The organism is Clostridium sp. Marseille-Q2269, assembly GCF_943736985.1.
GTDB lineage: Bacteria > Bacillota > Clostridia > Clostridiales > Clostridiaceae > Clostridium_F.
Map to the genome: position 1 here is coordinate 1 of NZ_CALSFS010000006.1, position 13,372 is coordinate 13,372.

At 25.0% G+C, this 13,372-nt stretch carries 12 protein-coding genes and 3 pseudogenes; 7 read left to right on the forward strand and 8 right to left on the reverse strand.

Annotated features, from left to right (window positions below; translation table 11 throughout):
- Nucleotides 1-1,333: 1,333 nt before the first annotated feature.
- The 5 genes and pseudogenes from NGI68_RS08920 to NGI68_RS08935 form a co-directional block, all read right to left on the reverse strand.
- Nucleotides 1,334-1,549, reverse strand: a complete 216-nt coding sequence (locus NGI68_RS08920) for a DUF2922 domain-containing protein (protein WP_251861126.1) — start codon at nucleotides 1,547-1,549, stop codon at nucleotides 1,334-1,336.
- Between the two features lie 40 nt (nucleotides 1,550-1,589).
- A pseudogene (locus NGI68_RS17080) lies at nucleotides 1,590-1,789 on the reverse strand (DUF1659 domain-containing protein).
- 186 nt (nucleotides 1,790-1,975) lie between these two features.
- A pseudogene (locus NGI68_RS08925) lies at nucleotides 1,976-2,089 on the reverse strand (YvrJ family protein); the annotation flags it as partial.
- A 79-nt stretch (nucleotides 2,090-2,168) separates the two neighbouring features.
- On the reverse strand, nucleotides 2,169-2,390 hold the full coding sequence (locus NGI68_RS08930; protein WP_353505371.1) for a transposase: 222 nt from the start codon (nucleotides 2,388-2,390) through the stop codon (nucleotides 2,169-2,171).
- 20 nt (nucleotides 2,391-2,410) lie between these two features.
- Nucleotides 2,411-2,746 carry an IS5 family transposase gene (locus NGI68_RS08935; RefSeq protein ID WP_251861129.1) on the reverse strand — a complete coding sequence of 112 codons (336 nt, stop codon included), beginning with the start codon at nucleotides 2,744-2,746 and terminating at the stop codon, nucleotides 2,411-2,413.
- 414 nt (nucleotides 2,747-3,160) lie between these two features.
- On the opposite strand from NGI68_RS08935, the gene NGI68_RS08940 reads away from it, so the two are divergent.
- The 7 genes and pseudogenes from NGI68_RS08940 to NGI68_RS08970 all read left to right on the forward strand — a co-directional run.
- A complete protein-coding gene (locus NGI68_RS08940) occupies nucleotides 3,161-4,744 on the forward strand; it encodes a PTS transporter subunit EIIC (protein WP_251861130.1) in 1,584 nt (527 codons plus the stop codon).
- Nucleotides 4,745-4,861: 117 nt separating this feature from the next.
- Nucleotides 4,862-6,187 carry a 6-phospho-alpha-glucosidase gene (locus tag NGI68_RS08945; RefSeq protein WP_251861131.1) on the forward strand — a complete coding sequence of 442 codons (1,326 nt, stop codon included), beginning with the start codon at nucleotides 4,862-4,864 and terminating at the stop codon, nucleotides 6,185-6,187.
- A 406-nt stretch (nucleotides 6,188-6,593) separates the two neighbouring features.
- Complete coding sequence (locus NGI68_RS08950; RefSeq protein WP_251861132.1) at nucleotides 6,594-7,355, forward strand: MurR/RpiR family transcriptional regulator; 762 nt, start codon at nucleotides 6,594-6,596, stop codon at nucleotides 7,353-7,355.
- Between the two features lie 507 nt (nucleotides 7,356-7,862).
- Nucleotides 7,863-8,060: a cold-shock protein gene (locus tag NGI68_RS08955; protein WP_003356423.1), complete on the forward strand. Its 198-nt coding sequence runs from the start codon at nucleotides 7,863-7,865 to the stop codon at nucleotides 8,058-8,060.
- A 341-nt stretch (nucleotides 8,061-8,401) separates the two neighbouring features.
- The gene (locus NGI68_RS08960; RefSeq protein ID WP_251861133.1) at nucleotides 8,402-8,956 is read left to right on the forward strand and encodes a DUF1003 domain-containing protein; all 555 of its coding nucleotides are present in this window, start codon (nucleotides 8,402-8,404) and stop codon (nucleotides 8,954-8,956) included.
- 434 nt (nucleotides 8,957-9,390) lie between these two features.
- Nucleotides 9,391-9,822, forward strand: a complete 432-nt coding sequence (locus NGI68_RS08965; RefSeq protein WP_251861134.1) for an Rrf2 family transcriptional regulator — start codon at nucleotides 9,391-9,393, stop codon at nucleotides 9,820-9,822.
- A 146-nt stretch (nucleotides 9,823-9,968) separates the two neighbouring features.
- Nucleotides 9,969-10,121, forward strand: a pseudogene (locus NGI68_RS08970) (MurR/RpiR family transcriptional regulator); the annotation flags it as partial.
- 116 nt (nucleotides 10,122-10,237) lie between these two features.
- Here NGI68_RS08970 and NGI68_RS08975 read toward each other — a convergent pair.
- The 3 genes from NGI68_RS08975 to NGI68_RS08985 are packed head-to-tail and all read right to left on the reverse strand — an operon-like array spanning nucleotide 10,238 to nucleotide 13,016.
- Complete coding sequence (locus tag NGI68_RS08975) at nucleotides 10,238-10,891, reverse strand: response regulator transcription factor (RefSeq protein WP_251861135.1); 654 nt, start codon at nucleotides 10,889-10,891, stop codon at nucleotides 10,238-10,240.
- A gap of 50 nt (nucleotides 10,892-10,941) precedes the next feature.
- Entirely contained in the window at nucleotides 10,942-11,574 is a 633-nt protein-coding gene (locus NGI68_RS08980) for a hypothetical protein (protein WP_251861136.1), read from the reverse strand.
- Complete coding sequence (locus NGI68_RS08985; RefSeq protein ID WP_251861137.1) at nucleotides 11,571-13,016, reverse strand: HAMP domain-containing sensor histidine kinase; 1,446 nt, start codon at nucleotides 13,014-13,016, stop codon at nucleotides 11,571-11,573. Before NGI68_RS08985 ends, NGI68_RS08980 begins: the two co-directional genes overlap by 4 nt.
- Between the last annotated feature and the right edge of the window lie 356 nt (nucleotides 13,017-13,372).

The following is a 13,372-nucleotide window of genomic DNA, read 5'->3' on the forward strand; positions in this document are numbered from 1 at the left end:
TTGAAGTCATTAATATACATGTAACAAATAATATTAGATTATTTGCTACTACAACTGATGAATAACTTACATTAAATTTTTTAAGTAGATGTACTATAAAAAATATGAGTCCTATCATAGAAATTATTTTTACTTCTATAGTTATATTAATAACTAATTATTTTAATATTACTGATATTATTAGTAAAGCTAATAATAATCATATTATACATATATTTATTAAATTCAATAAAATGATGATAAATCAACACACTATAAAGGCATCATTATTGATTTTATTAGTTTTGTTATATACAATCATATACATAATAACATACGGTATTTTTTATAAGATTTATTATATAAAGGGACTTTTTATTAATAATTCAGATAATGTTTTATGTTATAACAAGCAACTTATCAAAATAAAATTTTTAAGTAATTTTTATTTTTATCAAAAAGATAAAAAATTATTATTTAGAAATTTTGATAGATTAAAATCTATTATTTTTACTTTGATTATATTTATAATAATTACTATATTTACAATAAAAAACAGTAAAAATGATATATTTATTTTTCTTTTAATTATTAATCATTTTATGTCTTTATCAATATTATTTCAAATTATTTATGACAATATTAATATAGAACAAGATAAAACAGATTTATTTTCTTTAAGTGGAATCTCTAAGTATGATTTTTATATTCAAAAAAATTTTTATTCACGAATAGTACCAGCTATATATATTTTTATTTATAATTTTATTATATTGATTATGTTTAATTTACAAATTAAACAAATTATTATTTATTTATTGATAAATTTATTTACAATTTTCATTGGAAGTTCATTAGTAACATTAATAAGTATTTATATGAATAATATAGAGACTTATTCTTTTAAAAATTTGTTTTACATGGTTAAATATATTAGTAAAATATTAATATATTATGCAATAATTTTACTTATTACAATTATTGCACTAAGTAAATATATATTATTAGGTATTGTTATAATTATATTATTAAATAAAATAACTAATAAGTTAATTTATTTCCGATTAACTCATAGTATTAGTTAAATTATTATCTTCATACTAAATACGAAGATCTAAAAGGGAGGACAACCAATGAGTTCAAAAAATAAAGATACTAAAAAAGAAAATATAAAATTTATTTTTTATTTTTTAGTTTTCATAATTTTATGTATTTTATTTTATTTTAAATAAGAAGATTAAAGCATTAAAAGGTATACCCTAATTCCAAACTTATTTGGTATTTTAATATTTTCAGTTTTAACACTTAAAAAGCTCCCACAATTTAATGTGAGAGCCTTTATTTATTCTTCTATTTAAATTTCTTCTGTATCTGTAGTTATTATTCTAGCAACTCTAAGGCTTGAAAGTTCTCCATTTTTAGTTTGAAATATGTTTTGATCCACTATAGCTTTACCACAATTTTTTATTTCCTCTTCTGTTACTTCATCTTTAACCTTTGGAATTCTTAGGGTTGAACTAGTGTTTTCTGCAGTTCTAAACACTAAATTTAGATATTTTTTTGCACTCATATTTTATTCCTCACTTTAATTATTTTAATAATGTATAATTTTATAATAATGTAGCTTCTGATATATCCTCTGGCATTAATGGTTCTATGGCATCCACCACTGTCATAAGGGCCTCTGGTTCTGCATCAAACTTTACATTTTTGTAGCTAGATTTCTTTATTATGTTTTTCCTTTCTCATCTAAGCCATCTTGGTAAGATATAGCTAGACTTCTTTCTAAAAGATTCTTATTTACTGCCATGTTTTTTTACATCCCCTATTTTCTTTAAATTTTATTTCACCTATATATATGACTAAGGAATGGTAGTAGCAGAAAATTTTAAGTTACCTTTCCTAGAATTTATTCTTTTACAATAAAAAAGAAAGATCCTAAATAAGACCTTTCTTTTTTGTGATTTGCAGCTAATTATGATCTTTTAGTATAGTCATTAAAATCCTTAATTAAATCATCTAGTTTTTTTTCAACTCTAACTAAAAGATATACACTGATGGCTATGGGGAATCCTACATTACTTATAAGTTTTACTAGGTTGTCATACATGTTCCCACCACCCTAAGTAGAGAATTAAATTGAATCTATAATCTAGGGCGTGTCTGAAAACAATATATCAAGAGCTTATTTAGATAAAAGAAAAATGGCAGAAATATAAACAAATTTCATTTGTGCCATATGCTTTATCAGCTAAAATATTACTACCTTGTATATCAATGTTTGAAAGGATATCTATGGCTTGTGTACTGTCATGTAAATTACCAGATGACAATTGCAAGTATACCGAATTGCCAAGGGCATCCACAACTGCATGAATTTTTGTCGTATGTCCTCCGTGGCTTAATCCAATATGTTGTTTCGTTTCGTTGTTTACAGCCCCTTTTTAGCACCTGCACTATGTTGGTAGGCTTTAATGCATGTTGAATCGATACTTAAATTTTCATAATCTGCTTCTGAGGTTAGCTCTTTAAAAATTACTACTAAAGTACCGTCATCACGCCACTTACAAAAACGACTATATACTGTTTTCCATGACCCAAAGCGTTCAGGTAAATCACGCCATGCAGCACCGCTTTTTGCAATCCATAGTATGGCATTGAACATAATTCTATTATCTTTGGGTGGTCTTCCTGTCTTTGCAACGGGAAATAAGTTTTTTATTTGATTCCATTGTTCATCTGATATTTCGTAGCGTTTTTGTGTCATTGTTTTAACCTCATAGTTTTTTATATTATTATACCTAAAATTTAAGTCTTTTGCACTAGTTAGTTTTAAGACACACCCTAATTAAATAGTATATTTATATAATATTAAAAAGAAATAAGCAATATTAAATGTATATATAAATATAATTATTTTTAACATAAATGTAAACGTTAAAAACCTGTTATGAATTTACTTAAATTGTTTCTAAATGGTTATTTTGTATTAAAATACTGTGGAAAATTTGTTAAAGTGGAAATGTAAACATTTTAATGGATTTTAAGGAAAGGAGAAAATTTTAAAAAGGAATAATTATTAATTTTTACGATTATTTACAAGATGGTATTTAAGTACTATATGGAAAGTTATAACTGACATTTTAAAAGTGAAATTATGTTTGAAAAGGAGCGATCATAAATGAAAGATTTAATAGTAGATAAAATGCAAATATTTGCTAAGGCTATAATTGTCCCTGTACTGTTTTTGCCTATTGTAGGTATAATTTTAGCTTTATCTTCTATTTTAAGTAATCCTTCTATTGTAGGACAAAAGGATTTTTTTATGAATATAGGTAAATTTATAGGCAGTGGACTTTGGCCTATTATGAATAATTTGAGCATTATTTTTTGTGTAGGAATAGCTATGGGAATAGCAAAAGAAAAGAAAGCAGAAGCTGCATTGGTAGCTGTATTTTCTTACCTAGTATATTTAGGAGCTAATAATCAATGGCTTACTTTAACAGGAAAATTAGTAAAATATAAAGTTTCTGCAGATTTATATGGAACTGGACAGACTGTGCAATTGGGGTTTCAGGTAATAGATATGGGAGTTTTTTTAGGAATGATTCTTGGAGTAGTGGTAGCCATTATTCATAATAAATGCTGTAATAAAGAGTTCCCAGGAGCATTAGGGTTATATGGGAATACAAAACTTGTATTTATAGTACTAGTTCCTATTTTATTGGTATTGGCGGTGTTATTTAGTTATATATGGCCTGTAGTGGCAAGTGGCATTAGCGCTTTAACTGGATTTATAAATTCAGCTGGTTCTATAGGCGTATTTTTATATGGATTCTTAAATAGATTTTTAATTCCAACTGGGTTGCATCATCTAATATGGACACCATTTTCTTATTCTAATATTGGTGGAGAATTGGCTGTAAATGGACAAAATTATTATGGAGCATATAACATATTTTTAGCCCAATTAGCTGATCCATCTATAAAAGTATTTCATTCATCAGCAAAGTATTTACAGTATGGTATGGTTAAAATGTTTGGATTAGTGGGAGCTGCATTGGCATTTTACAAAACAGCTAAACCTAAAAATAAAGTTAAATTAAAATCTATTTTATTGCCTGCAGTAGCAACATCAATTTTAGTTGGTATTACAGAACCTTTAGAGTTTACATTCTTATTTGTAGCACCATTTTTATGGGTAGTTCACTCAGTTTTAGATGGTATATTTGAAGCAGTAGTGGCTTTATTAGGAGTTAGAACTTATGCAGCAAGTGGATTTATAGATTTTATAGCCTATAATTTACCAGCAGGAATTGGTAGGACTAAATGGCCTATATTTATTGCTGTTGGATTAGTGCAATTAGTACTATATTTCTTTATATTTACATTTTTAATTAAAAAATTTAGTCTTAAAACCCCTGGTAGAGAAGACAATGAAGTAAAATTAGTAAATAAAAAAGAATTTAAAGAGAGTTTAGATAAAAGTTCAGAAGAAGCTGCAGCATCTAAAGAATCAGAGCCTAATTTGGCAGGTATAATAGTTAAAGCTGTTGGTGGAAAAGAAAATATTGAAACAGTGGATAATTGCTTTACTCGTTTAAGGCTAAAGCTTAAAGATTCAAATTTAGTTGATGAAGCATCTTTAAAGGGTACTGGAGCTGTTGGAGTAATAAAGAAGGGCAATAATGTTCAAGTAATATATGGGCCAAAGGTAAATAAAATCAGAAGTATAGTAGATAAATATTTGGGTATTAAAAATTAAGTTAATATAAAACAAATTACTAGTTAACTTAACATGTTTTTTTATGTGGTTTTTGTATTTAAGTAGATTAGAAAATCTGTTAAATTATAAATATAAACTTAGAAAGAAGGAATAATTATGAAAAAATTTTCAGTAACAATAGCTGGCGGTGGAAGTACCTTTACACCAGGGATAATATTAATGCTTTTAGACAATTTGGATAAATTCCCTATAAGAAAATTAAAATTCTATGATAATGATAAGGAAAGACAAGCAGTAGTTGCTGGAGCTTGTGAAATTATTTTAAAAGAAAAAGCACCTGAAATTGAATTTTTAGCTACTGTAGATCCAGAGGAAGCTTTTACAGATATAGATTTTGTTATGGCTCATATAAGAGTTGGAAAATATGCAATGCGTGAATTAGATGAAAAAATACCTTTAAAATATGATGTTCTTGGTCAAGAGACTTGTGGACCAGGAGGAATAGCTTATGGAATGAGATCAATTGGTGGAGTTATTGAGATACTAGACTATATGGAAAAATATTCACCAAATGCATGGATGTTAAATTACTCTAACCCAGCAGCAATAGTTGCAGAAGCTACTAGAAGATTAAGACCTAATTCAAAAATTTTAAATATATGTGATATGCCAATAGGCATAGAAGTACGTATGGCAGAAATCTTAGGATTAAATTCAAGAAAAGACATGGCAACTCGTTATTATGGACTTAATCATTTTGGATGGTGGACAGATATTCGTGATAAAGAAGGCAATGATTTAATGCCAAAAATAAAAGAACATGTTTCAAAACAAGGTTATGTAGTTAGCAAAGGGGATACCCAACATACTGAAGCAAGTTGGAATGATACCTTTGCTAAAGCAAAAGATGTATATGCTGTTGATCCAGATACATTACCTAATACTTATTTAAAATATTATTTATTCCAAGACTATGTTGTTAAACATTCTAATAGGGAATACACAAGAGCAAATGAAGTAATGGACGGAAGAGAAAAGTTTGTATTTGGAGAATGCAGAAAGGTTATAGAAAACCAATCAACAGAAGGTTGTGAACTTCATATAGATGAACATGCTTCATATATAGTTGATCTTGCAAGAGCCATAGCATATAACACAAAAGAAAGAATGTTATTAATTATAGAAAATAATGGAGCTATTCAAAACTTTGATCCTACAGCTATGGTTGAAATACCTTGCATTATTGGTAGCAATGGACCAGAACCATTATTAGTAGGTAAAATACCACAATTCCAAAAAGGATTAATGGAACAACAAGTTTCTGTGGAAAAGTTAGTAGTTGAAGGTTGGATAGAAAAATCTTATCAAAAATTATGGCAGGCTATTACACTTTCTAAAACAGTACCTAGTGCATCTGTTGCCAAGAATATTTTAGATGATTTAATAGAAGCAAATAAGGGTTATTGGCCTGAGCTAAAATAATAAAATTTATATTATTAGCATGAAAATATATAATTCATAAATACAATTTAAGTATATATCTGTAATAGAATATAGATATAAAGTTTGATTTAGACTAATTAAAATATAAAATATATGTGACATTATATTGCTAAAGTGATTTGAAAATTTACTTTAGCAGTTTTTTTATAATATAAAAATTTTAAATAATAAAGTAAAACAAAGATAAAAACAATTTATTTAATGTCTAATTAAATATTAAAAGAGATTATTAAATATTGTGCTAAAAATATATTTGTAATCATATTACTTAAGTGGTCATTACTTTTAATTTTGTAAAATGTGATATATAATAAAATAAAAATATTTATAAAATAAAAGTAATTACAAGATAAAGATTACAGTATTTATAATAGGGGCGAAATATATGAATTTAGACATTAGTAAAATTGTACACAAATATAACTTAAGTAAAACAGAAGAGAATATACTGAGTTATATGATAAATAATATAGATCATGTGAAAGAATTAGGTGTAAGAGGTATAGCAAAAGAACATTATACATCTACAACTACCATTGTAAATTTAGCAAAGAAGATGGGATATTCAGGATTTCTGGATATGTACTATAATATAAATTTCACGTTAAAGGATAAAAAAAATTATTTTGATAGTGGAAAAAATAATAAATATTATGGAATCGAATTAGAAGAATTATTATCTCTAATAGATAATAATGATATAAATAATTTTATAGATTTATTGATAGAAAATAAAAATGAAGTTATATATACCAGTGGAGTAGCATTTTCATATTCTATTGCACAATATTTTACTAGAAAGTTAATAGTTCTGGGATTTAAGTGCATTTATTCTGAAGCATATGAAAGCTATGATGTAAATGCTGTAAAGGGTAAATTATTAATAGCTATTTCAAAATCTGGTGAGACGGAGTTTTTGATAAAAACTTCTAAATCTGCTAGAAAAAATGGAATAAAAATAATTTCTTTTACAGGAGAATCAGAAAATACATTAGCTAAAATGTCAGATATAAATTTTAAAATATACGACATGCATACTATTGATGATAGAAATAAATTATCTAATTCTTTTTATCCCAATGCATTAATGTTATTTGAATTTTTAATTGGTAAATATTTGCAAAAAATCAAAGCTGATTCAGTTTAATATCAAAAATTTAGTGTTGGATTTCATCATAATGTTTTATTTCATTGGTATTTTTTCTAATCTTATTAAGGAGATAAGCTTTGTATTTTTATGAAATTCAATATGAAATTCTTGTCTATATTTATCAAGATCATTTACCCATCCTACTTGTTTCATATGATCAACTTTTCCAGTACCATAGGCTTTAATAACATCATTATATGTTGATTTTAAAGTGATATCTTTTGGTAATACTAGAGTGTTTTTGTATGAATCTTTTGTCTTTTTTATTTCAATTTCCCCTTAATAAATGGGTTGTTTAATATTAAAATAACTTGTTTTATATTAAAATAACTTGTTTTATATAATAAACTGTGTTATTCTTAATAAGAACTTAAATTAAGAGTAAATAATGTAACATAAATATATTTCAATTAGTACTTAATAAATATAGTATGGTGATATGGAAATTTTATTAGTGGGTTATTACAATGAATTTAAGAATAAAATTTCGGAGGTACACATTATATGAATGGTACAGTAAAATGGTTTAATGGAGAAAAAGGATTTGGATTTATTACAGGAGAAGATGGAAATGATGTTTTTGCACATTTTTCTCAAATAAATTCAGAAGGTTACAAATCACTTGAAGAAGGTCAAAAAGTTTCTTATGACGTTGTTAAGGGACCAAAAGGACCTCAAGCAGAAAATATTACTATTATTTAATTAATGAATATTTTACCCCTTGAATAGATAGTCTATTCAAGGGGTTTTTAGTTGTTTATAAATCTATACAAGATTTGTTTTAAATATGAAAAAATTATCCTAAGTTTTAGTAGCCTATTTAAAAAATATGAAATAAACTTACAAGTTGCATAGGTTATTTAAAAATATTATAATTTATACTAATAAAGGAGAATATATACCAAGAAGAAGATTTACTATTATGGATAAAATAGGCTATTATATAAAGAAATACTTTTTGTAAGGGAAGAAAAAATTTTAGAATATACAGAGGATTAATGTGAAATATTAAAAAATTAAATAATGAACAGGGGAGATTATTTATGGATGATAAGAATGTAATGTCCTACAGCAAAGAAGAGTTAATACGGAAAATATTAGAAAAAGATAAGGATTTAAAAGGCAGTAATATTGATGAAGAATTATTTCATGAACTTATTAGTGGTAAGATTTCAAAGAATATAAATAATGCACATGATAACAATTTAACATTAGGACAAAGAACTGCTGATAAAATAGCTACATTTGGTGGAAGTTGGACATTTATAATTACTTTTGGTGTAGTATTATCGATTTGGATTATAGGTAATGCTGTTATTTTAAGCAATAAAGCATTTGATCCATATCCTTTTGTATTTTTGAATCTAATATTATCTTGTCTTGCGGCTATACAAGCGCCAATAATAATGATGTCACAAAATCGTCAAGTGGAAAGAGATAGATTAACTGCTGCAAATAACTACCTTGTTAATTTAAAATCTGAAATTATAATAGAAGATTTGTACAATAAAATTGATATGTTAATAGATCAACAGGAAGAATATAAAAAAAATCAAGAAATATTATTAAAAAAAATAGAAGAATTAAAATCTAATTAATTTATAATGACTTTATTCAAAATGATTTTGAAAAGGTTTAAAGATCTTATAGATAGATGTAGAAAAAAATAAAGCCTCCAATGAAAAATGGAAGTAGGTTTACCAATCCCAATAAGTAAAATCTTATTGGGGTAATAATTTTTATATTTTTATTAAATTTAATATGAAGTTCTTATCCTTATTTACTAATATATTCAATAAAATAGGAAATTGATCCTGCTTTTTTATATAATCAATTTTTGGAGTATCATAAGCCTTAATAATATCGTTATATGTTGATTTTAAGGTAATACCTTTTGGTAATAATACAGTATTTTTTATAAATTTATCCTTTATTTACTGCAAAAACTATAATTTTGCAGTAAAAAGAATTTATAAAGCTATTAACTTTAATCATAGTTAGAACTACAATAGTTACAACAGGAGTGATAATAATGAAAATAAGCAGTAGATTTTCTGTAGCAGTTCATATTTTATCCATATTATCTATGGAAGATAAAAACTTATGTACTTCTGAGTGGATAGCAGGTAGTGTAAATACCAATCCCGTTGTTATACGAAGAGTAATAGGAATGTTAAAAAGAGCTGGTTTAGTTAATGTTATAGCAGGCACTGGTGGAGCTTATTTATTAAAGGATTTAGATCAGATAATATTGCTAGATGTTTATAGGGCTGTAGAGGTGGTGAAAGAGGGAGAATTATTTCAATTTCATGACTCACCAAATATAAATTGTCCTATTGGCGCAAATATTCAATCTGTTATGGAAGGTGTTTTGTTAAATGCCCAAGAAGCTATGGAACAGGTATTAGAGAATGTAACCATGGAATATATAGTTACAGGTATAAGAAAAAAAATTAAGAAATAGATCAATTTTTTTATAATGGGTGTAACTTAGAAGGTTACAACTACTTATTAAATTCATAACTTGTGGAAATAAGTTAATTATCATAGATGAAAATTTTTTTGGAATTGTTGTAACCAAAGTAATTATAAATAAAATAGGAGGTTATTAAAATGTCATTAAATATTAAAGTATATGACATGCATACTATTGATGATAGAAATAAATTATCTAATTCTTTTTATCTCAATGCATTAATGTTATTTGAATTTTTAATCGGTAAATATTTGGAAAAAATTAAATATAATCCTATTTATAATTGAATATATCATGGAAATATTTCAAACTATTATGCTATTTGTTTGTTAGCTGCAAAATGTATATGTATTATAAAAAAAGTTGCTTAATTAGTGATAAAACTAATTAGCAACTTAAAAAATTAATCTTCAAGCATATAACCAACTTTATATATGGTTTTTATATAATTTTTTAAATCTAATTTTTCTCTAAGTCTTTGAACATGAATATCCACAGTTCTTGTTTCTCCATAGTAATCATATCCCCAAACCTTTTCTAAAATTTGGTCTCTAGATAGGGCAATATTTTTGTTATTCAAAAATAAAATTAATAATTCATATTCTTTTAAAGTTATATCTACAATATCACCATTACTTTTCACTAATCTCTGATCTGGGAATATATCTAAATGCTTAAATCTTATATTTTCTTCTATATTTCCACATCTTCTTAGCACTGCTTCTATTCTAGCTAACAGTTCTATACTTTCGAAGGGCTTAGTTATATAATCATCTGCACCTAATTTTAGCCCTCTAACTTTATCAATAGTAGAATCCTTAGCTGTAACAAATATTACTGGTATACCTTTACTTTTAATCTTTGCAATTAAAGTAAAGCCATCAGTTTTAGGCAACATAATATCTAGAAGAATAATATCCATATGTTTATTTTGAATATAATCCATTGCTAAGTTTCCGTCTTCAGCTTGAATTACTTCATAGCCTGCCATTTCAAGGTTAATAGCTATAAGTTCTCTAATAGCTATTTGATCTTCAACTACTAAAACTTTTTTCATTTAGTTTCCTCCTATAATCATATTATATATTTTGGAGTTCCATCATTATATTAAAGTTTTTGAAATAAAAACACACTTTTGCTTTTACAATTTATAGTTATCATAAATTTATTATCTTTATGTTTCATATCTTGAAAATAAATTATTTTATATTGATCTGTCTTATAATTTTTAATATTCTCATCATACTTAATATAATAGTTATTAGGATTTATTTTTAACTCTTTAAATAAAGAATTTGATATTTGAAGTATTTCTTTTTTACTTAATAATGAATACTTACCTATAATGGGCCCTTCGCTTTTATTATAAGTTAAATAGGTTATTTCTTCAGTGGTAGTATCTATTATGCATTGAGAAAAATACATATTGTCAATAGATCTTAATGTTATATTCCAACAAAGATTACCACTTTTATAATCTGTTTCTATTCTTATATTCTCAATTAGTTCATTTCTGTTCATATCTACATTAAAACCTTTTTTAAAAATATCTAAAGCTTTTTTTAATGCCTTTTCTCTTGTTAGTGAGTTACTACTTTGTAAATTATTAAATTTTAAGTTTTTATTTATATCTTTTTCAGAGTACAATTTATCTGTATGATATTTGGAAAACAGTGTACAATGTGTTAAACCCCATATTACTAATAGGACAGATAAAACTAATATAATAATTCTTTTCATAATGAAGAACGCTCCTTAATAAATTCAAGTATTACTTCTGTACCTTCGTTAAGTTCACTATTAATTAGAAATCTAATGTTATTTACAGTACATATTTTATCGCATATTGATAATCCTAGACCAATTCCACTTTTAGCTCTATCTCTAGCTTTATCCACCATATAAAAAGGTTCTTTAATTTTGTCCAATTCATTTTTAGGTATACCAACACCGTTATCTTTTATAGATAGTTGAATTCTTTCATGACGTTTGTCCAAATTAGATTTTATTTCAATAATACTTCCACTTATTGAAGCCTTTATAGCGTTATCTAAAATATTAATCAATAGTACAATTATAAGCTGCTTGTCTCCATTTACATATATATTGTCATGAACATTAAATTTTATAGTTAAATTATTATTGTCTTTTTTTAAGCTTAAACTTTTATAAGCAACCTCAATACATTCATTTAATGACAATTTTTCTAAATTTATTTCATTTTTATTAATTAATATTAATTTTATCAAAGTGGAACATAAATTTTCTAATCTTTTACCTTCTGAGTTTATGTAATTTAGTGCTTTAATCTTGATTTCTTCATTAATTTTGCCATTAATAAGTAAATCAGAGTATCCAATAATTGATGTAAGAGGTGTTTTAAATTCGTGAGTTAAACTATCTATGAATCGCTGTTTTGCCTCATTTAAATCTTTTAATTCATCTATAGTTTTTTCTGTTGTTTCAACCATAATATTAAAATTATTTGCAAGTTCACCAATTTCATCTTGAGTGTTTTTAATAATGGCACGTTTACTATAATCTCCTTGTGCTATTTCTTTAGATATTTGGCTAAATTGTAATATAGGTTTAGTAACTTTTTTAGATATAAAATACATTCCTAAACCAAGTGTTGTGAGTACTATTAGGTCTAACCAAAGAAAAATATTATAATTTTCTTTTTTTTCTTTTTCTATATAATTTATATCTTTCATTAGAATAAATTTTAAAGTATCTTCTTGTATTTTAATTTTAGAGCATATAAATAGATATTTTTTATCATTAATTTTTCTAATTAAAAAACGTCTTTCATCAAATTTAGCGTTATATAGCTCAATTCTTTTGTTATTAATTTTTATTCTTGAATTTGAAAAAATCAAATCATCATTTTCAGTATAAAATTCTACAGCATTTTCAGTTATTTTATCATTATTAAAATACTCTGCAACGGCTATTCTAAGAAGATTTTTTAACTGAATATCTTGATAAGTATTATTTTGACGTATTATATCTCTATTCAAATAAATACTTCCTTCTAGTCTTTTATGTTCATCTATGGTTGATGCTATAGTTCTATTTAAGTCTCTTATATAAATATTTTCTATAATAAATATTCCTACACCATTAAATATAATAATGAACAATACCATGGAGTAAATAAATATTTTTTTCCAAAATTTCATTCCTTTAACCTCTAACTTTATAAGGATTTTTTGTTTTTATAAATTAGTATGTAGATTATCAATTTTAAATTGTACTGTTTTATAGTTCAGTACATTTTTAAATAAATATGAGAATATATATTTAACTAATTAAAATTATACACTAAATTTTTTTAAATATAACTTGGTTATTAATGTAAACATCATAGTACACAATGTTTATTAATGTATTATAAATATAAATTTAATAACTAGATTATATTAGAATAAACAATATACATTGGTAATTTATTTCAATATATTAAAGTTACAAAATAAATTCCATCCATTAATAGTATAATAAAATGTACCCTATAGGTTAGATACTTTAAAAAAGT

Bases quoted from the DNA above. Each gene is read 5' to 3' on its own strand.
- NGI68_RS08920 (WP_251861126.1), bottom strand. From the start codon at position 1,549: ATGAGTGCAAAAAAATATCTAAATTTAGTGTTTAGAACTGCAGAAAAC.
- NGI68_RS08935 (WP_251861129.1), bottom strand. From the start codon at position 2,746: ATGACACAAAAACGCTACGAAATATCAGATGAACAATGGAATCAAATA.
- NGI68_RS08940 (WP_251861130.1), top strand. From the start codon at position 3,161: ATGAAAGATTTAATAGTAGATAAAATGCAAATATTTGCTAAGGCTATA.
- NGI68_RS08945 (WP_251861131.1), top strand. From the start codon at position 4,862: ATGAAAAAATTTTCAGTAACAATAGCTGGCGGTGGAAGTACCTTTACA.
- NGI68_RS08950 (WP_251861132.1), top strand. From the start codon at position 6,594: ATGAATTTAGACATTAGTAAAATTGTACACAAATATAACTTAAGTAAA.
- NGI68_RS08955 (WP_003356423.1), top strand. From the start codon at position 7,863: ATGAATGGTACAGTAAAATGGTTTAATGGAGAAAAAGGATTTGGATTT.
- NGI68_RS08960 (WP_251861133.1), top strand. From the start codon at position 8,402: ATGGATGATAAGAATGTAATGTCCTACAGCAAAGAAGAGTTAATACGG.
- NGI68_RS08965 (WP_251861134.1), top strand. From the start codon at position 9,391: ATGAAAATAAGCAGTAGATTTTCTGTAGCAGTTCATATTTTATCCATA.
- NGI68_RS08975 (WP_251861135.1), bottom strand. From the start codon at position 10,891: ATGAAAAAAGTTTTAGTAGTTGAAGATCAAATAGCTATTAGAGAACTT.
- NGI68_RS08980 (WP_251861136.1), bottom strand. From the start codon at position 11,574: ATGAAAAGAATTATTATATTAGTTTTATCTGTCCTATTAGTAATATGG.
- NGI68_RS08985 (WP_251861137.1), bottom strand. From the start codon at position 13,016: ATGAAATTTTGGAAAAAAATATTTATTTACTCCATGGTATTGTTCATT.